The organism is Nostoc sp. CALU 1950 (assembly GCF_051172895.1).
Taxonomy (GTDB): domain Bacteria; phylum Cyanobacteriota; class Cyanobacteriia; order Cyanobacteriales; family Nostocaceae; genus Nostoc; species Nostoc edaphicum_A.
On record NZ_JBDNJQ010000153.1, the window covers coordinates 1 to 20,386 of the forward strand.

The following is a 20,386-nucleotide window of genomic DNA, read 5'->3' on the forward strand; positions in this document are numbered from 1 at the left end:
GGTGCAATTTATCTGGCTGCTTCTGTCATTTGGCTCAATTGATGACACGCCCTAGGGCAACAGATTCACTAAAACCCTTATGAAAAAACTCAGTACACATCCAAATATGGTTCAGTTAAAGGGGAAAGGTTTTAATACATCCTTGACCCCTTACCCGAATGGCACTAAGTTAAGCTGAAGGGTAGGCGGCGTAAGGATTGCAGGGGGGCAGAGGAGGATTTCTAAATATCTGAACGCAATGCCTAAAATTTTTTCTTTCTCCCCTGCTCCTTTGCTCCTCTGCACCCCTGCTGCCTCAACGATTTTACCTTTACAAGCGTGCCATTCACCCCTTACCCTTTAACCTTTTCCCAGACCACAAGGAAAGTGAAGAGTGTACACATTGCTTCTTTCCTGTTCCTTCACTACACAAGTAAGTTCAGGAATCAAATCGGATTCCTATATGATCCGGTAAGTATCGTCTAGGCGAAGACAGATTATGACGCAAACAATTTCAATCAACGACTCTGGGCGCTTGCAACTCAAACCGCTAGAAATCCCATCCCGTCTGCTGTTGGGACCTGGGCCATCCAATGCCCATCCCACAGTTCTCCAAGCGATGAATACCTCGCCTGTTGGGCATCTTGACCCAGCTTTTCTCGCACTTATGGATGAAATTCAGTCGTTGCTACGCTACGTCTGGCAAACAGAAAACTCACTCACCATTGCAGTCAGCGGAACGGGAACAGCGGCAATGGAAGCAACCATCGCCAATGCTGTAGAACCTGGTGATGTGGTTTTGATTGGTGTCGCTGGTTACTTCGGCAATCGCCTCGTGGATATGGCTGGACGATATGGTGCTGATGTGCGAACTATTACCAAACCTTGGGGACAAGTTTTCAACCTTGATGAACTCCAAACTGCCCTAAAAACTCATCGTCCAGCTATTTTAGCTTTAGTTCATGCTGAAACCTCCACTGGCGCACGTCAACCGTTGGAAGGGGTCGCTGATTTGTGTCGTGAATTTGGCACTTTGCTGTTAATAGATACGGTGACAAGTCTGGGTGGTGTCCCGTTGTTTTTAGATGCTTGGGGAGTTGACCTAGCTTATAGTTGTAGCCAAAAAGGGTTGGGTTGCCCGCCTGGCGCTTCGCCCTTTACCATGAGTGCGCGTGCAGTTGAGAAATTGCAACAGCGCCCAACGAAGGTTGCAAACTGGTATTTAGATATGTTGTTGCTGGGCAAGTATTGGGGTACTGAACGCACCTATCACCATACAGCACCCATTAATTTATACTATGCATTGCGGGAAGCACTACGTTTGCTTGCAGAAGAAGGGTTAGCAAATTCCTGGCAGCGGCATCAAAAGAACGTAGAGTATCTCTGGGAAGGCTTGGAGAGTTTAGGGCTGAGTATGCACGTTGAGCAAGAGTATAGACTACCAACGCTTACCACTGTTTGCATTCCAGCAGGGGTAGATGGTAAAGCGATCGCACGGCAGTTACTCAATGAACATAATATTGAAATTGGCGGTGGTCTTGGCGAACTCGCGGGTAAAGTCTGGCGCGTGGGATTGATGGGCTTTAATAGTCGTAAAGAAAGTGTTGATCAACTTTTAGCAGCATTACGACAGGTTTTACCTAAGTAACGCGATGTGCAACTTAATATTCTAACCTCTCTCCAAACCTCTCTCCTAAAAGGAGAGAGGCTTTGATTTTTGCTCCCCTTCCCTTGTAGGGAAGGGGTTGGGGGTTAGGTATGGCGTTAAGTAGCTTTTGCCTATTGAAGGAGGCAGCAGGAGGCAGGAGGCAGGGGGCAGAAGGTCTTACTTCAGTTGTGGATTTAGTACCCTCCTGAATAAAAGCCACCAAATTAAAAATTTGGTTTTCTTGTCTTAAACCCAAGTTCGCTCTGGTCAATTGCTCTCAGTGCTGGAAGCAGTATTCCTCCTGCCTTTCTTGATAAAAATATGGGAACCTTCATACAAATGAAGGGTTTTGAAATCGAAACTTTCAGTTACCCTGAAGTTAGTTGCTCAACTAGTATTGACTGTTCCACAGATAGAATAGATGACTCAACAAACTTCTAGAATTTGTATCCTTGGCGGAGGCTTTGGTGGTCTTTACACAGCCCTGCGCTTAAGCCAATTACCTTGGGAATCTACGCAAAAACCCGAAATTGTTCTAGTAGATCAAAGCGATCGCTTCTTATTCTCTCCTTTACTTTACGAATTACTCACTGGCGAACTGCAAACCTGGGAAATTGCCCCACCCTTTGAAGAAATTTTACAAGGTACAGGGGTGCGTTTTTATCAAGGGGTTGTGTCTGGAATTGACATCGACCAGCAACGGGTCAATATCCAAGAAGGGCCAGAAATCCCTTACGACCGATTAGTACTGGCGCTAGGAGGTGAGACACCGCTAGATTTAGTACCGGGTGCAGCAGCCTACGCTTACACATTCCGCACAATCTCTGATGCTTATCGTTTAGAAGAACGCCTGCGATTTTTAGAAGAATCGGATGCTGATAAAATTCGGGTAGCGATCGTTGGGGCTGGCTACAGTGGTGTAGAGTTAGCCTGTAAGTTAGCCGACCGATTAGGCGAAAGAGGACGCTTTCGGATCGTTGAAATCGCTGACCAAATTTTGCGAACTTCCCCAGAGTTTAACCGGGAAGCAGCAAAGAAAGCTTTAGAAACCCGTGGTGTGTTTCTGGATTTAGAAACCAAAGTAGAATCAATCGAGCAAAATACCATCTCCCTAGAGTACAAAAACCAGTTAGACACGATTCCCGTAGATTTAGTAATTTGGACTGTGGGAACTAGGGTTGCGCCCGTAGTGAAATCTCTTCCTCTCAAGCAAAATCAGCGTGGTCAAATCACCACTACATCCAATCTGCAAGTTCTTGATCATCCAGAAATCTTTGCCTTGGGAGATTTAGCAGACTGTCATGATGCTGAAGGACAACAAGTCCCCGCTACCGCACAAGCAGCTTTTCAACAAGCTGATTATACTGCTTGGAATATCTGGGCAACTCTAACTAATCGCCCCCTCCTTCCCTTCCATTACCAACAGTTAGGAGAAATGATGGCATTAGGAATAGACAACGCCACTCTCACTGGTTTGGGAGTTAAACTAGACGGGCCTTTGGCATACGTCGCCCGTCGCGTTGCCTATTTGTATAGGTTGCCAACTTTAGAGCATCAGCTGAAAGTTGGTTTTAATTGGCTAGCCCGTCCAATAATAGAAACACTTTCTCGGTAAATTCAGGTTGGTCATTTGTCATTGGTCATTTGTCATTTGTCATTGGTCATTGGTCATTAGTGACTCTTTCCTGTTCCCAGTTCTGAGTAAAAAAGTGAGATTCCCAACTCAGCACTCAGCACTTCTGAAGGGCGTTGGTAAAGAACCAACAAATTTACGGTTATTTGCTTTATTTCTGCCATCCTACTTAGCAGATGCTAGACTCTACCCACAGAAGCTCTTTAACAAGCCGAAATCTAACATTCAACATTCAAAATTTTCAAACTTTGATGGAACAACCGAAAGTTATTTTTTTAGATGCTGTGGGTACACTCTTTGATGTCAAAGGTAGTGTGGGCAAAGTTTATAGTCAGATAGCCCAGGAATTTGACGTTACAGTTTCAGCCGAAACATTGAATACAGCCTTCATCGAAAGCTTTAAAGCAGCCCCGCCGCCGATATTTCCAGATGCAGAACTGCAAGATATTCCCCAGCGCGAGTTTGATTGGTGGCGGATAATTGCCCTGAACACTTTTGAAAGGGCAGGTGTTCTCAAGGAATTTTCTGACTTTTCAGCTTTTTTTAGCGAACTTTACATTCACTTTGGCACTGGTGAACCGTGGTTTGTCTATCCCGATGTCTTACCAGCTTTAATCAACTGGCGGCGATTGGGAGTTACCTTGGGTGTGCTGTCCAATTTTGATTCTCGGATTTACTCAGTATTACAAAGTTTGGGATTGAGAGAGTTTTTTACCTCCGTCACCATTTCTACCCAGGTACGTGCAGCTAAACCCGATCCTCAAATTTTTGCCATTGCCTTAGACAAACATAAATGTTCCCCAGAGGCGGCGTGGCATATCGGCGATAGCATTGTAGAAGACTATTATGCAGCTAAAGCAGCTGGACTTAGAGGCGTTTGGATCAACCGGGGGAATTGAGGAAGATACTTTGACGCTCCCACGGCTATGAAAACATTCTCTATCACTAGTTTTCACGTAAAGTCGTGGAATTGGCTCAATGAGTCCACTTAGCAAAAGTTAATTTCTAAATTCCTACTTAAATTCAGCAATGCCAAACTTTTAAAGTGGAATCCAATCCAATTTATCAATCCACTCTTCTGCCTCAGTCGCTTCCCAAATTAAATAAATTGTTTCTGCCCAAATACTGAGGTTCCCACTGGAACGCAACCAAAATAGTCCCCAAATATGTCCTCCATCTCTCCAGTGTTCTTCCAGATGTTCGGGCATACTTTTGCGGTTGTCTGTAACCAATATTCGTTGGGATAATTCCAGGTAGCGCAGGATATCTGGGTCAAGCGTACCTAATGGCGGTGCTTCAGCATCGCCTACGCATCGCCTACGCGCAGAATATCTATTGCTGGATTGAAACGCAAAACAGCTATCTTCAGTTTGGGCGACAAATTTTCATCAATGAGAAAACGTACCTTTACCAAGAGTTTAGCAACTCCTGCTCACGTTGCGCTTTCAATGCTCTTAAACGTTGCATCAAAGGTGAAGGATTAGCTGATAATTCTTGATAGCGCTGTTCTCGCCACTTTGCTAGCCGCAACATATAAGCATCTATTTCAACACGATTATGCAGGTAGTAGGTAAGCGTCGCATAAATTTTCTCCAAATTCAGGGAAGGTAATTCTTCTAGAATTTGCTCCGGTGAACATCCTTGCTGGTAATATTGAATCACATTATCAATACCAATGCGATGGCCTTTGAGACGGATGTCATCTGGGTCTAAAAACTCAAAATAATCTTCTAGTTGCATTCATCTACCTCTGTAGGGTCTTTTAAGATTATCCTAATTGCCATTGAATAGTTTCATGCGATCGCTGGGGTACTGTTGTTGCATTTTTTGCAAGTCTTAAAGGGTCAGGGACATAAAATCTCTAAGTCTGACATGCTTAGTATTTATATTATCCACCTCAAAGACTCGTTCATCCCCCTTGCCCCGACTCCCCACTCCCCACTCCCTTATTCCCCTGCTGCCCCAACACTCGTATGATCAACATATCAGGAAAACATAACAGCCAGATTTTTACCGCAAAACATGGGCAGTATTTGGGAAATCGATTTTTACTCCCGTCCGATTTTGGACGCTAATCAGAAAAAAATTTGGGAAGTCTTAGTTTGCGAAAGCCCCTTGGATATCGACACAAAAGCAGATTCTTTGTTTCGCTATGCTCAATATTGTCCCAGTACCCAGGTAAATTCGGGTTGGTTGCGGACAGCATTGCAGGAGGCTATTAACCAGGCTGGAAAAGCACCAATTAAAATCCGCTTTTTCCGCCGCCAAATGAACAATATGATTACTAAAGCCTGTCAAGACTTGAGCATTCCCGCCCAGCCTAGCCGCCGTACTTTGGTTCTCAACCAATGGTTAGAACAGCGAATGGAGGAAGTGTATCCTCAAGAGGCAGGATATCAAGGGGGGACTAATCCCTCAGTCCGCTTGGAAAAACCTTTGCCGCAACGTTTACCAGATGCTTTGGAAGGGCAGCAGTGGGTATTTGTTACCTTAGATGCTGCGGATTTTGCTGAGATGCCAGAATGGGAAATTGGTTTTGGTGAAGCTTTCCCCCTAGAGTTGGCGAAAGTTTCACCGGAAGCTCGGATTCCTGGTATTTTGATTTTTTCACCGAGAGCGTTGCCCTTAGCTGGCTGGATGTCTGGTTTGGAGTTGGCTTTCTTAAGATTTGACACTAGCGAAGAGGCGAGATTGCTTTTAGAAACCGGTGTAACAGAGAGCTGGATTGTGGCAAATATTAAGAAGCCTCAAATCTTAGCAGAAGCTAAAGGTTTTGAAGAAGCCAAGCAAAAAGCTAACGGAGTGCATTTTATCGGTGTGCAGTCTGATCCCAAAGCAGAATCTTTCGCTGGTTTTTGGCTGTTGCAAGAGGTTAATCTTTGAGAATGGGGACTGGGGACTGGGGACTGGGGAATGGGGAATGGGGACTGGGGAGTGGGGAATGGGGAATGGGGAATGGGGAATGGGGAATGGGGAATGGGGACAAGGAGAATAACCATGCCCAATGCCCAATGCCCAATGCCCAATGACCAATGACCAATGACAAATGACCAATGACAAATGACAAATGACAAATGACAAATGACCAATGACAAATGACAAATGACCAGATCCGTTGAGACATGACAATGATTTGGGATAATTAACTGCGTCCATCAGTGTTGCTCTGCGGTTTCAAATCGTAACTATCGAAATACGCTGATGATTTTTGGATAATTATCTGCGTTCATCAGTAGAAAGTCTGATCGTCGGCTTTTGACGATCGCACTTTTCTTGAGAAAGCGTTGATATGCGGTTCAAAATCCACAATTCACTAAGGGTCATGGGTTCTGAAAATTTGTCACAAGATACACTAGCAGAACAGCTGCTGGAACTAGCTATAAAATCTGGAGCAGAAGCTGCTGAGGTGTATCAGTCGCGATCGCTTTCTCGTCCAGTGTTTTTTGAGGCAAACCGACTCAAACAGCTAGAAACCAGTCAATCTGAAGGCACAGCACTACGGCTTTGGCGAAACGGGCAACCAGGACTCACGGTGGCTTACGGTTCTGTCACAGCCGAAGTAATGGTGGAAAAAGCTCTGGGACTAAGTCAACTTAATCATCCAGAAACAGTAGAATTAGCCTCTAACTTTCAGCCCTCCTACCCAGATTTAGGGGAAAGTGTGCCCATAGAGGTTTTGGTAGATTGGGGCAAGGAAGCGATCGCACTCATCCGTGATGCCTATCCCGATGTTGTATGCAATGGTGACTGGGAATGTGATATTGAAACCACTAGACTAGTCAACACTAAAGGTTTAGATTGTCACTATACGGATACTACCCTCAGCTGCTACATATCAGCAGAATGGGTACGCGGCGATGATTTTTTAAGTGTTTCTGATGGTCAAACTAAACGGGGAGAACTCCACCCGGAGAGATTAGCTAACCAAATTTTACAACGGTTAATTTGGGCCAGAGAAAATGTCTCACCTCCTACTGGCCGTGTCCCGGTTTTATTCACTTCTAAAGCCGCCGATATGCTTTGGGGTACTGTACAAGCAGCGTTGAATGGCAAGCGAGTCTTAGAAATAGCTTCCCCTTGGGCAGAACGGTTGGGTAAGGAAGTAGTTGCACCCAGTCTTACCCTATACCAAGATCCAGAAGCGGGCCCTTATAGTTGCCCCTTTGATGATGAAGGCACTCCGACTAAATCTTTAGTATTTATCCAAAACGGGATTTTACAGCATTTTTATGGCGATCGCACCACCGGACGCCAATTGGGAACTGACACCACTGGAAATGGTTTTCGCCCTGGCTTGGGCAGCTATCCCACCCCTGGTTTATTTAATTTTCTCATCCAACCAGGTACGGCATCGCTACCAGACTTAATTCAACAACTAGATGATGGCTTGATTGTGGATCAAATGTTGGGTGGTGGCGGCAGTATTTCTGGAGATTTTTCAATCAACGTTGATTTAGGCTACCGCGTCCAAAATGGTCACGTAATTGGGCGTGTTAAGGATACGATGGTTGCAGGTAATGTCTACACAGCCCTCAAGCAATTGGTTACACTGGGCAACGATGCCGATTGGAATGGTTCTTGTTATACTCCGTCTCTGATAGTAGAAGGGCTATCCACCACGGGGAGAAGCAATTAATTCGTAATTCGTAATGACGCTCGATAACTCGCTAACGCTGCGCTAACGTAATTCGTAATTGAGGATCTTGCTGTGTAGCAACAAATTACATTTTCCAATGACTTTTAAAACATCCTTTGAGATTCCGGTAACAGCAATCCAAAATCCAAAATCTAAAATCCAAAATTGGTATGAATCAGCGCTTTCGCACCTGGTGGCAGCCGAGAAAGGGTTTAGCGATCGCCGAAGCTTGTGTGATCGGTCTGGTTGCTGCCCTATCTGCGGTGTTCCTGAAAGTGGGATCGGGATGGCTGGGGACATGGCGAGTTCATAGTACCCAGATTTTCCCGGTATGGCTGGCACTACCAGCAATTGGTCTGATCCTGGGGTTTGTGGCTGGATGGTTGGTGGATAGGTTGGCACCAGAAGCTGCTGGTAGCGGTATCCCGCAAGTCAAAGCAACTCTTGCCAATGTACCGATGTCATTATCTTGGCGGGTGGCAGGTGTAAAGTTACTCAGTGCTATCATCGCCATCGGTTCCGGCATGACTCTGGGACGACAAGGCCCCACCGTTCAAGTAGGGGCTGGTTTAGCAGCGGGGATGAGTCGTTGGGTTCCCACTTCCCCAGATCATCGACGGCAAATGATTGCAGCGGGTGCCGGTGCTGGTTTAGCGGCTGCTTTCAATGCCCCGATCGCAGGTGTATTATTTATCGTTGAAGAGTTACTCCAGGATTTATCAGGACTGACTCTGGGAACTGCCATAATCGCCTCCTTTATTGGTGGGGTAATATCCCGACTCTTAGGTGGTGGCTCTCTTGACCTTAACCTGCAATTGACGCAATCTTCTAGCCAATTTTCTATCCCCGAAATTCCCTTTTTTGTGCTATTGGGTATTTTGGCAGGGTTGTTTGGCGCATTGTTTAATCGCGGCTTAATATTTAGTATTAAATTTTATAGAAGATTACATATCAGCTTGCCGCTGCGGGTGGCTTTAGCTGGATTTATCTCTGGTATTATTGTAGCCATACTCCCGGCGTCATTCCGTGATAATACAGGATTACGAGAGTCCTTAATTACTGGAGGGGCCCATCCGACCGTAGCTGCGATCGCTTTTGCTGCCCAGTTCATCCTCACACTGATAGCATTTGGTTCAGGCGCACCGGGGGGATTATTCGCTCCCAGTCTGATTTTGGGTTCTTGTTTGGGACATATTATCGGTGTATCTGAGTTATATATTACTGGATCTGGTTCTCCTACTACTTACGCCTTAGCGGGTATGGGTGGATTTTTTAGTGCCGTTTCCAAGGTGCCAATTACAGCAATTGTGATTGTGTTTGAAATGACTACAGATTTCAATCTGGTGTTACCCCTGATGATTGTTTCTGTAGCAGCTTATTTGGTTGCGGATAAGGTTGTGCCTGGTTCGCTTTATGAGAAACTTTTGGAGTTAAAGGGCATCACTCTCACTAAAGAAGTTCCGATGGAGGGAGCATTAACCAAGTTAACCGCAAAAGATGTGATGCAAGAACGGGTGGAAACTTTAGATGCAGAGATGAGTTTGGAAGAAGCAATGCAAGCTTTTGCCCGTTCCCATCATCGCGGTTTTCCCGTGGTAGAAGATAGCAAGTTAGTGGGGATTGTGACGCAATCAGATTTGCTGAAAACACGCGAGAGTACAAATAACACACTTCGCGATCGCAACCTAGCCGATGTTTTTTTAAAAGAAATTATGACATCTGTCCCAGTGACAGTAACACCAATCCACACCTTGGGCAATGTACTGTATTTACTCGATCGCTATCAAATCAGTCGCTTACCAGTGGTGGATGGACGGAAACTGATTGGAATTATTACCCGTGCAGATATTATTCGGGCAGAAGCAGATCATCTCAATTGTGACAACAGGACTCCTGGATTGCGACCAGAACCTTCATACATAGTTTACCAAACGCGATCGCCCAGCATCGGCAGAGGTAGATTATTAGTGCCCGTAGCTAATCCCGAAACAGCGGGTATTTTGTTACTTATGGCAGCAGCTATTGCCCGCGATCGCCATTATGAAATAGATTGCGTGCAAGTGATGCTGATACCCCGCCACAGTTCCCCATCAGAAACACAGGTAAGAACGGCAAAAAGTCGCCGCTTGCTACGACAGGCGGAAGTCTTAGCAAAAAAATGGAAAATTCCCCTACACACGCAGATTCGAGTTACCCACGACGTAGCGCAGGCAATTTTAGAGACAATTAACGAACAACACATCGACCTAATCTTAATGGGATGGAAAGGTAACACATCTACCCCCGGTCGGATTTTTGGCACAGTCGTAGACACCGTAATTCGCCAAGCCACCTGCGAAGTAGTCTTAGTAAAATTAGGCAAAACTCCCCACTCCCCACTCCCCACTCCCCACTCCTTCAACCGCTGGCTAGTCCCAATGGCTGGTGGCCCCAATTCCCCTCTGGCGATTAAATTGTTACCGGCTTTAATTACATTGGGAAATGATCCGCAAATTCGCCTGACACAGGTGTTTAAGCCATCGGAACTCAAGCCAGATATGTCAGTTTTAGAACAAGCCATCCGCCATTTGATGCGGCGGCGAAAATTGTCCAGTACTGTAGTTGCGCTCCCAGTGCAAGCTGATTCTGTTGCGGAAGGTGTAATTAACTTAGTGAAAACCGAAGGCTATGATGTTGTAGTTTTGGGAGCTTCGCGCGAGGGATTGTTGCAGCAGGCGATTCAAGGTAATATTCCAGAAGCGATCGCCTCTGGTGTAGAAAGTACAGTGATTTTGGTTAGGGGTGCAATTAATACTTAAAAAAAGTGGCGTTGCTGAATCAAGGGATGATTCTTGTAGGGTGGGCCGAAAAGCCACTGGTGTCAACTTAAGCTATAAATGGCTTCTCGCTTGGCTTGAGTACCCGTCGGAAACTGAAGTTCCCGCCTAATAACTAAAGTCTACTGAAGTAGACTCAAGATTTTTGGGGATTTTTAGTAATCTTTAGATTACTTCCGCTATGAGCCAGGAATTTCAATTCCTGGTGGACGTGCAGTTTCACGTTAAATTGACACCAATGGGAAGATACCCATCCCAATACTGCTCGGTTAAGGATTTTTAACTCGGAATTGGGTTTGGGGAAAAGTTTAAAGGGTAAAGGTTAAAGGTTTTTTCTTTCCCCTTTCCCCTTGCCCTTTTCCCCTTAACCGACAAGTATTGATGCCCATCCCACAAAACTAGCAAAATCATCCCGCAAATATGCAACGCCAAAAAAGCCTCTCGTAGAGAAGGCATCATAGTTACTATTTGTATAAGAAGTCTAACCAAAGCAGGTATGGGGCAATGGTGCGATTAAAACCGTGGCAGTGGGTAGTTTTAGCAATCCCGATCGCGTTTATCATCATTTTCTTACTGATATCCGCCGGTTCGCAAATTCATGCGTGGGGCATTAATTGGATTTGGGGTGTATTCACCCTTTTATTCGTTGGTTGGCGTTGGCTGCTAGTCAAATGGACTCAACCTGCTGTCAACCAAGTGGAAGCTGTATTAGCCCAAGTCCAAGAAGAACTGGAATCGACAGTAGAGGATACTGTACGAACAGTAGGAAGTGACACCACAAAGCAAGCAGAAGCCGCACTCCAAGAAATTCTGCAAGCAGCACAAAGCGATCGCCCGATTTGGGAAGACTGGCAAACTTTTTGGACGCGATGTCAAGATTTAGTTGTCGCGATCGCTCATATCTACAATCCTCAAATTCAATATCCCCTGTTGAATATTTACGTCCCCCAAGCTTACGGGCTGATTCGGGGAACGGTGGATGATATGGATCAGTGGATGCAAAAGTTATCGCCTATCCTGAATCAGGTAACGGTTGGGCAAGCATACCAAGGATACGAAGTCTATCGGAAGTTAGAACCATCGGCTCGGAAATTCTGGCGTGTTTGGAACTGGGCACAGTGGATTTTAAATCCGGTGGCGGCGGTGGCAAAACAAGCCAGTCAGGGTTCTAGTAACCAAGCAACTCAGCAATTATTAGGGAATTTGAGCCAGTTATTTCGGGAAGCTGCCCTGAGAAACTTATGCCGACAGGCGATCGCACTCTACGGACGTAGCACATTACCAGTTTCAGCAACCGCTGTTTCCACACCAACTTTACCCAAGGCAAAAACCCAAACACTCCGAGATATCTTAACTCAAGCTCAACCAGCCGAAGCGGTTGAGCAAAAACCTGTGAATATTCTGCTGGTGGGGCGCACGGGTTCGGGAAAAAGTAGCCTGATTAACACGCTATTTCAGGCGGATCTCGCAGCCGTTGATGTTTTACCCAGTACCGATCGCATTCAAAATTATCAATGGCAGACTCAAAGTGGGGAAACCTTGACGCTTTGGGACACACCTGGCTACGAACAAGTCAACCGTGCCGATCTCCGAAATTTGGTGCTTGATTATGCCATCAACGCAGATTTGCTGCTGTTAGCTACCCCTGCCCTCGATCCTGCCCTGCAAATGGATGTGGACTTTTTGCAAGATATCAAAGCAGAAGTTGCAGATTTACCTGCGATCGCAATTGTCACTCAAGTAGATCGTCTGCGTCCCATCCGCGAATGGCAACCACCTTATGATTGGGAATGGGGCGATCGCCCCAAAGAAATTGCCATTCGAGAAGCCACTGAGTATCGCGCCAAATTGCTAGGAAATTTCTGTAATCTAGTTCTACCAGTGGTTACAGGTGACAGCAAAACAAATCGAACCGCTTGGGGAGTAGAAGCGCTTTCATTGGGATTAGTAGATGCGATCGCACCTACCAAGCAACTCCGTCTCGCCCGCTTTTTGCGGAATCTAGAAGCCCGTATCATCGCCGCGGCCAAAATCATCGACCACTACACCTTCCAGATGACGACAACACAAGGATTAACGGCTTTTCTTAAAAGTCCCGTTCTCCAGTTTGTTTCTACCCTCTCAACCGGATCTCCAGCCTTAGCATATATGCTGGCAGAGCAAATTCCTGTGGAACAGTTGCCGATTGTGATTGGCAAACTCCAAATGGGATATGAGCTTTTCTCACTCTTGAATACAGGCAACCCTAACCCGCTCAACTTTGAATTACTATCCCTCTGGCCGCTACTGCTAGAAAACTCCGCTTCACCCGATCGCAACGCCTGGGCATTTGGTCACGCCCTAGTGGAATACTGGACTCAGAATCTAACAGTTGAACAACTCCGGGAGCGATTTGAGTATTATCTGTCAATTGGCAAATAATTTGTCTGCATTGAGAAATTAATGCCCATAAGCAATGTCTACAACGGGCTATACCTCAATACAGTTCAGATAAGACCAAAACACTTGTAGAGACGGCGATTTATCGCGTCTTTTTAAGTATATTTACGATTTATTTTACTGAAAAATAGCGTAATTATACTAAGAAAATCACAAATCCAAAATGTGGTATTGGTTCGTACTCCTAACATCAAAGTTAAGATTACGATTAAGAGTAGGTGTCTGCTGAAACCTACCCGCTTTCTTTACAAAAAAGGCAGGAGTTAGGAGGCAGAGGGCAGGAGGTTAGGACTATCAATTAAAACTAAAGTTGCTGAGTCTAAAGCCCAGTTTAAAAAAAAGAATTGTACCGAGACGCGTAGCGCGTTAGCGTAGCGACACGAAGTGCGGTATAAAGCGTCCTTACTTCAATCCCATGTTTTTAAACGTGGGTTCCTCCTGCCTCCTGCCTCCTGCCCCCTGCCCCCTGCCTCTTGAATCAGACGCCCCTTTTATTCGGAGTTGTTTATGAAAAATATATTACAAACCTCCATCTCTCAAGAACAGAATTCACATCAGAGATATAGCATTTCGTCTTACAATAGCCTGCTTGCGGTCGTGAAGGATTTGGCCAGTGTGCGGACTATTGAGGAAATTATTGAAATTGTGCGTTTGGCAGCTCGCGATCTCACAAATGCTGATGGAGTAACTTTTGTACTGCGGGATGGTGAATGTTGCCACTATGTCGATGAAAACGCCATCGGGCCACTTTGGAAAGGTATGCGTTTTCCGCTCAAGTCTTGCATCTCCGGTTGGGCAATGCTTAATAAACAAGCAGCCGTGATTGAAGATATTTACCAGGATGCTCGAATACCTATTGATGCCTACAAAGTAACTTTTGTCAAAAGTTTAGTGATGGTTCCCATACGGGTTGCTGATCCACTCGGTGCAATTGGAGCCTACTGGAGTACAACACACCGAGCCACACCCGAAGAAATAGAACTACTGGAGATTCTTACTGATACTACAGCAGTTGCGATCGCCAACGTTCAACTTTTCCAGAAACTTACGAACCAAAACGCCCTAAAAGACAAATTCATTGCAATGCTAGCTCACGAGTTGAGGAATCCTGTTGCCCCCATCTCCAACGGCGTTCAGCTTCTCAAATTGAAGCTGGGCCAGACTGGTGCAGTCGGGGAAACAGTTTTAATGATGCAACACCAGATTAAGCACCTCTCAAAATTGATCGATGAGCTACTCGACGTATCATCCATCACCTACGGGAAGATTTCATTAAACCTTGAGAAGTTGAATCTGGTAGATTTAGTTCGCCAGAGTCTCAATGATCATGCAGAAGCAATAAATAAATCGAATCTTACTGTAGTACAAGACTTGCCAAACACACCCGTGTGGGCTTATGTTGACTCCACCCGCTTCTTCCAAGTCTTTGGAAACCTTCTTGATAACGCCTTAAAGTTTTCCAAGCCAGATGGGACGATTTGGGTGGATTTGTCATTTATTCCTGGTGAGAATGGCTCAGAGAGTGTAGCGGCCTTATCTGTAAGAGATTCAGGAATAGGGATAGACCCGACAATCTTACCAGAACTCTTCGAGCCATTTACCCAGGCCGATCGCAGTTTAGATCGTTCGAGAGGCGGGTTAGGTTTGGGACTCTCGGTAGTAAAAAGTCTTGTGGAACTTCATGGTGGTAACGTTGAAGCCTCAAGTAGAGGGATTAATTTGGGAGCAGAATTCAAAGTTAGTCTCCCTGTATGCGAAGAAATGACAACCTTGGACAACGACTTGGATATTATAGAGGCAGCTAAAAAATCGTTGAAGATTTTAGTTATTGAAGATAACGACGATTCAGCCGTAACATTAAAAGCAGTACTTGAACACTTCGGGCATGAAGTTTCCATTGCCAAGAATGGAATTTTAGGGTTAGAAACTGCAAGGGAGTTGGAGCCTAATGTGATTATTTGTGACATCGGGCTTCCTGAGATGGATGGATTCGCAGTTGCACAAGAACTGAGTAAAGACTCCAAATTTACTCGCTCAATTCTGATTGCGCTCACCGGCTATGGTGGCCAAATGGATAAGGAACTTGCGCTTAAGTCTGGTTTTAAATGCCACTTAACCAAGCCTGTGGACTTTGAAATACTTACAGCAGAAATTGATCGACACTATCTTATGAGTGCATAAGCGTAGTCCGTCCTAGACATCGCTTTTATCCCATTAAATCATCTGTCGCAGGTTCACCTGGATAAAAGCGATCGCTCAAAATTTCCTCAAAAGTATATAAACATTGCTGGGGAAAAGTTGAGAGTGGCAAATTTGTTTCTCCTGATGCTAAATCCCTACCATTTTCATAAGATTCCTGGAGTGCTTCTTCAAGGTAAGGTTTCAGACTAGGATTTTCGCTCAACAACTTGATAATTTCCCGTCGTTGTACTCTAATTGTTGCTAACCAACTACGACTGCGTTGATTTGGTTGAAATTCCCATTTGAGCAAATGTCCAATTAATATACTAAGACGATTTCTCAATTCTTGGCGTTCCTTTCTTCCCAAAGATTCGATTTCCTCAATTAAATTGGGTAAGTCAAGCTGGTTCCATTGGTGATGACGCAAAAGGTTAGCCTGTTCTTGAGTCCAACTGTAAAAGTCTGCTTCATAGAAGTTTTGCATCAGCTTCTTTTTAGTTTTTCAGGTTTGTAGTGTCTACAAAATTTTTAAATTCATAATTCATAATTACGCTTAAGATAGAGATTTAAACCTTATTTGATACAGTACTGTCTGCATAAGCATCAGTTACGAATCACGAATTATGAATTAGAAAGTTACCACACTCCGAATTGATTCACCTTTGTGCATCAATTCAAAAGCATCATTAATTTGCTCAATGGGCATCACATGAGTAATCAAATCATCAATATTTATCTTACCTTCCATATACCAATCAACAATTTTTGGCACATCTGTACGTCCTCTAGCGCCACCGAATGCCGAACCTTTCCAAACGCGCCCAGTTACTAACTGAAAAGGACGAGTACTGATTTCCTGTCCAGCACCAGCAACGCCGATAATCACACTGACACCCCAACCTTTGTGGCAGCATTCTAATGCTTGACGCATAACTTTGACATTACCGATACATTCAAAACTGTAATCAGCACCGCCTTTTGTTAAATCAACCAGATAAGGAACTAAATCACCTTCTACTTCCTGGGGATTGACAAAATGCGTCATACCAAATTTTTCTGCCAAAGCGCGTTTGCTGGGATTAATATCCACCCCGACAATCATATTTGCCCCTACCAACCGCGCCCCTTGGATGACATTTAAGCCAATACCACCCAAGCCAAAAACTACGACATTTGCCCCAGGTTCCACCTTGGCAGTATTGATAACTGCACCAACACCAGTAGTTACACCACAGCCAATGTAGCAAACCTTATCAAATGGGGCGTCTTCTCGAATTTTTGCCAAGGCGATTTCCGGCAGCACCGTATAGTTGGCAAAAGTGGATGTACCCATATAATGATGAATCATTTGCCCATCGAGACTGAAGCGACTAGTGCCATCGGGCATAACACCGCGTCCTTGAGTTAGGCGAATAGCTTGACAGAGATTAGTTTTAAAACTCAAACAATATTCGCACTGGCGACATTCGGGAGTGTATAGGGGAATCACATGATCCCCTGGTTTAAGACTGGTGACACCGGCCCCTACTTCCACTACTACACCAGCACCTTCATGTCCTAAAATAGCCGGAAACAAACCTTCAGGATCGTCACCAGATAAGGTAAAAGCGTCCGTATGACAAACCCCGCTTGCTTTAACCTCAACTAAAACTTCGCCGGCTTTTGGCCCCGATAGTTGAACAGTTTCAATCGTTAACGGCTTACCTGCACTGTAAGCTACTGCTGCTTTAACTTCCAATGTCAGCACTCCTGTATAGTTTTGTCATTTGTCATTTGTCATTTGTCATTGGGCATGGGGCATTGGGCATTGGGCATTATGAAGAAGGGTAAAGGGGAAGGGGTTTGTTTCTTTATCCTTTACCCTTTACCCTTTAACTTTGTCCCCTCATCTCCCCTCATCAGTATTGAGCGCATGATACACTTTTGTATCACTTCATCAGATTTACTAAGCGCGATCGCCACTATAACGATAAATATTATTACCTTTGTTAAAATATCATTCTCTAGCTAGATTGGTTAAAGACGGCAACAGCTGTTTTGACAACGATGTAAACTGGATGTCAGCAGCAACTCCCAAATAATTTGTTCACCCCTCAATTAATACATTTTGTCACAGCTTATGAACCCTGCCCTAACACAAATTGGCGCTCAAATGTCCAACCTGACTGGCGTAAGAGCAATCATGAAGGATATTATCGAAACATTACGAGCGGGTGCAGGGCAGCAGTTTATTAATTTGAGTGCTGGTAATCCGTTGATTTTGCCAGAGGTAGAACAATTATGGCGGGATTGCACTGCACAGCTTTTGGCTAGCCCAGAATATGGTGAGGTGGTTTGTCGCTACGGCTCAAGTCAGGGTTATGCACCATTAATTGAAGCGATCGCTAATGATTTTAACAAACGCTACGGGTTAAACTTAAGCGATCGCAATATCCTGATCACCCCCGGTAGTCAAACCCTCTACTTCTACGCTGTAAATACCTTCGGTGGCTACACCCCCAGTGGTGAGTTAAAACAAATCGTTTTGCCCCTCAGCCCTGACTACACAGGTTACGGCGGTATCTGCTTAGTTCCAAAAGCCTTAATCGCTTACAAACCGACTCTCGATATTGATGAAGCCGCCCACCGATTTAAATATCGCCCCGACTTCAGCCAGCTATCAATTACAGAAAATACAGGTTGTGTTCTCTTCTCTCGCCCCTGTAATCCCACTGGTAATGTCCTCAGTGATGATGAGGTGAAAAAGATTGCTGCCCTGGCTGCGCCTTACAATCTGCCTGTGTTAATTGACTCAGCTTATGCACCTCCCTTCCCCGCATTAAACTTTACCGAAATGACACCAGTGTTTGGTGATAATATTCTCCACTGTATGAGTTTATCGAAAGCGGGATTACCAGGAGAAAGGATTGGTATTGCCATTGGGGATGAAAAGTGGATTGAAGTGCTGGAGTGTTTTCAGGCAAATATGAGCCTCCATTCTTCACGTTACGGCCAAGCGATCGCAGCTCTTGCAATTAATTCTGGCCGCTTAGTAGAAATTTCTCACACTGTCATCCGTCCCTTCTACCAAAATAAATTTACCGTTTTAGAAACCAGCTTAGAACAAGCGATGCCCAAGGATTTACCTTGGTTTCTCCATCGCGGTGAAGGGGCAATTTTTGCTTGGTTGTGGTTACAGGATTTACCCATCACCGACTGGGAATTTTACCAGCAATTAAAGCAAGTAGGTGTGATTATTGTCCCTGGAAGTACCTTCTTCCCTGGATTAGAGGAAGAGTGGGCGCACAAACACCAATGCTTCCGCATCAGCCTTACCGGTAGCGATGAAGAGATTGCCACAGCAATGCAACGTCTAGCAAAAGTGACTGAGGAAGCTTATAAGCGTGCGCCCGTGACTGCCTAGCACCGCAAGGCGGAATTAAAAATTAAAAATTAAAAATGAATACAGCCTAAGCGTTTCATTGATTTGAAATGGGTGGTTTATTTCCACCGTGTTGTACTAGTAGGAAAGATGGAAATGAAACACGAAGAAGCTAATAAAGATATTGGAGGCAGAGGGGCAGAGAAGCAGAGGGGCAAGAGAGTAGGAGGAAATTCAAAAATTAAAAATGTCCAATCTCCAGCCCCTAATCCCCAGCCCCTAGTTCCTAGTCCCCAATCCCCAATCCCCAATCTTGATAATTGGCTAGAAATTGGTAAGATTGTTTCCCCTCAAGGATTGTCTGGAGAATTACGGGTTTACCCTGTATCAGACTTTCCCGAAAGATTTGAGGTGCCGGGAAAACGTTGGTTGTTGCGTTCAGGTGAAAAAGAACCACAACCAATCGAATTATTGACAGGACGTTATATCAGTAACAAAAACTTGTATGTGATTAAATTAGCTGGCGTAGAAAATTGCGATCAGGCGGAGGCGTTGCGCGGTTGTACGTTAATGGTGCCAGCTAGCGATCGCCCCCAATTAGGCGAAGATGAATATCATGTCCTCGATTTGATTGGCTTGGAAGTCTTCATGCAAGGATCTGGCGAACTCGTTGGTACAGTGGTAGACATCATCCCGGCCGGCAATGATTTGTTAGAAGTAAAGTTCCATGAATCATTTACTACTGACAAAAAGCAAAAGACTATTTTGATTCCATTTGTGGAAGCGATCGCACCAGTTGTAGACTTGAAATCTAATCGCATTGAAATCACGCCGCCGCCTGGGTTATTGGAAATTAATAATTAAGTCATTAATTGAATGATAATTTTTAATTTTTAATTCGGAGCAAAGCGACGTGACTCAAGCTTTACCAAAAATCGTAACTTTTGAAGAATTTGTCAAGTGGAAACCGGAGAATGAGCGCTATGAATTGCACAACGGAACAATTGTCAAAATTCCTCAACCTGTAGGAGATCATGAAGAGGTAACAGGATTTTTAGCTTTTGAACTGACTAGAGAATGTATCCGTTTAAATCTCCCCTACTTCATACCCAAGACAGCACTAGTCAAACCACCTGTAAATGAATCAGGTTACTCGCCAGATGTGCTGTTGTTGAATCGCCCTAATTTAATCAATGAACCTCTGTGGAAAAAAGAATCTACTGTTATTCAATCTGCATCAATTCCTGTAATTATTGAAGTTGTTAGTACAAATTGGCGTGATGATTACCTCAAAAAATACGCTGATTATGAAGAGATGGGAATTTCTGAATATTGGATTGTTGATTATGGTGCTTTAGGCGGTAGGGAGTTTATTGGCAAACCAAAGCAACCTACAATCTTAGTTTGTTCTTTGGATGAAGGTGAGTATCAAGTTAGTAAGTTTAGGGATGCAGACCTTATCCATTCCCCAACATTTCCAGAGTTAAATCTCACTGCTAAACAGATTTTTCAAGCGGGTAATATTTCAACTTAGATATATTTGAGCAAATAATTATTAATTGATAGTTCATAAATTTCAAGACAGAGCAGTTTGATTTATCCATTAATAAATTAAGCTGATAAAATACAGTATTAATACCAATACAGTTCAGAATGAGCAACAAAACCCTCATGTAGAGACGCGATTTATCGC

16 protein-coding genes are annotated in these 20,386 nt (G+C 44.5%); 11 read left to right on the forward strand and 5 right to left on the reverse strand.

What is annotated here, in order from left to right; all coding sequences use genetic code 11:
* Positions 1-478 precede the first annotated feature (478 nt).
* From ABF638_RS29675 to ABF638_RS29685, 3 genes are all read left to right on the forward strand, one after another.
* Complete coding sequence (locus ABF638_RS29675) at positions 479-1,627, forward strand: alanine--glyoxylate aminotransferase family protein (protein ID WP_435026460.1); 1,149 nt, start codon at positions 479-481, stop codon at positions 1,625-1,627.
* A gap of 421 nt (positions 1,628-2,048) precedes the next feature.
* Positions 2,049-3,242: an NAD(P)/FAD-dependent oxidoreductase gene (locus ABF638_RS29680; RefSeq protein ID WP_435026461.1), complete on the forward strand. Its 1,194-nt coding sequence runs from the start codon at positions 2,049-2,051 to the stop codon at positions 3,240-3,242.
* A 269-nt stretch (positions 3,243-3,511) separates the two neighbouring features.
* Positions 3,512-4,159: an HAD-IA family hydrolase gene (locus ABF638_RS29685; protein WP_435026462.1), complete on the forward strand. Its 648-nt coding sequence runs from the start codon at positions 3,512-3,514 to the stop codon at positions 4,157-4,159.
* A 141-nt stretch (positions 4,160-4,300) separates the two neighbouring features.
* Here ABF638_RS29685 and ABF638_RS29690 read toward each other — a convergent pair whose 3' ends face one another.
* Positions 4,301-4,468 (reverse strand): hypothetical protein, encoded by a 168-nt coding sequence (locus ABF638_RS29690; RefSeq protein WP_435026464.1) that lies wholly within the window; start codon positions 4,466-4,468, stop codon positions 4,301-4,303.
* A gap of 199 nt (positions 4,469-4,667) precedes the next feature.
* Positions 4,668-5,000 carry a DUF433 domain-containing protein gene (locus ABF638_RS29695; RefSeq protein WP_435026465.1) on the reverse strand — a complete coding sequence of 111 codons (333 nt, stop codon included), beginning with the start codon at positions 4,998-5,000 and terminating at the stop codon, positions 4,668-4,670.
* A gap of 282 nt (positions 5,001-5,282) precedes the next feature.
* Here ABF638_RS29695 and ABF638_RS29700 point away from each other — a divergent pair, with 282 nt between their 5' ends.
* Complete coding sequence (locus ABF638_RS29700; RefSeq protein ID WP_181929554.1) at positions 5,283-6,143, forward strand: Tab2/Atab2 family RNA-binding protein; 861 nt, start codon at positions 5,283-5,285, stop codon at positions 6,141-6,143.
* Here ABF638_RS29700 and ABF638_RS29705 read toward each other — a convergent pair.
* The gene (locus tag ABF638_RS29705) at positions 6,133-6,384 is read right to left on the reverse strand and encodes a hypothetical protein (RefSeq protein WP_435026466.1); all 252 of its coding nucleotides are present in this window, start codon (positions 6,382-6,384) and stop codon (positions 6,133-6,135) included. The genes ABF638_RS29700 and ABF638_RS29705 overlap by 11 nt on opposite strands.
* A 198-nt stretch (positions 6,385-6,582) precedes the next feature.
* On the opposite strand from ABF638_RS29705, the gene ABF638_RS29710 reads away from it, so the two are divergent.
* The 4 genes from ABF638_RS29710 (at position 6,583) to ABF638_RS29725 (ending at position 15,332) form a co-directional block, all read left to right on the forward strand.
* On the forward strand, positions 6,583-7,896 hold the full coding sequence (locus tag ABF638_RS29710) for a TldD/PmbA family protein (protein WP_435026467.1): 1,314 nt from the start codon (positions 6,583-6,585) through the stop codon (positions 7,894-7,896).
* A 170-nt stretch (positions 7,897-8,066) separates the two neighbouring features.
* A complete protein-coding gene (locus ABF638_RS29715) occupies positions 8,067-10,694 on the forward strand; it encodes a chloride channel protein (protein WP_435026468.1) in 2,628 nt (875 codons plus the stop codon).
* A 522-nt stretch (positions 10,695-11,216) separates the two neighbouring features.
* Positions 11,217-13,133, forward strand: a complete 1,917-nt coding sequence (locus ABF638_RS29720) for a GTPase family protein (protein WP_435026469.1) — start codon at positions 11,217-11,219, stop codon at positions 13,131-13,133.
* 525 nt (positions 13,134-13,658) lie between these two features.
* Complete coding sequence (locus ABF638_RS29725; RefSeq protein WP_435026470.1) at positions 13,659-15,332, forward strand: hybrid sensor histidine kinase/response regulator; 1,674 nt, start codon at positions 13,659-13,661, stop codon at positions 15,330-15,332.
* A gap of 25 nt (positions 15,333-15,357) precedes the next feature.
* On the opposite strand, the gene ABF638_RS29730 is transcribed toward ABF638_RS29725, so the two are convergent.
* On the reverse strand, positions 15,358-15,816 hold the full coding sequence (locus tag ABF638_RS29730; RefSeq protein ID WP_069068318.1) for a DUF29 domain-containing protein: 459 nt from the start codon (positions 15,814-15,816) through the stop codon (positions 15,358-15,360).
* Between the two features lie 144 nt (positions 15,817-15,960).
* On the reverse strand, positions 15,961-17,070 hold the full coding sequence (locus ABF638_RS29735; protein WP_435026474.1) for an S-(hydroxymethyl)glutathione dehydrogenase/class III alcohol dehydrogenase: 1,110 nt from the start codon (positions 17,068-17,070) through the stop codon (positions 15,961-15,963).
* A gap of 381 nt (positions 17,071-17,451) precedes the next feature.
* On the opposite strand from ABF638_RS29735, the gene ABF638_RS29740 reads away from it, so the two are divergent.
* From ABF638_RS29740 to ABF638_RS29750, 3 genes are all read left to right on the forward strand, one after another.
* Positions 17,452-18,735 carry a valine--pyruvate transaminase gene (locus ABF638_RS29740; RefSeq protein WP_435026471.1) on the forward strand — a complete coding sequence of 428 codons (1,284 nt, stop codon included), beginning with the start codon at positions 17,452-17,454 and terminating at the stop codon, positions 18,733-18,735.
* Between the two features lie 114 nt (positions 18,736-18,849).
* Entirely contained in the window at positions 18,850-19,557 is a 708-nt protein-coding gene (gene rimM / locus ABF638_RS29745) for a ribosome maturation factor RimM (RefSeq protein ID WP_435026472.1), read from the forward strand.
* Between the two features lie 49 nt (positions 19,558-19,606).
* The gene (locus ABF638_RS29750; protein ID WP_435026473.1) at positions 19,607-20,227 is read left to right on the forward strand and encodes a Uma2 family endonuclease; all 621 of its coding nucleotides are present in this window, start codon (positions 19,607-19,609) and stop codon (positions 20,225-20,227) included.
* Positions 20,228-20,386 lie beyond the last annotated feature (159 nt).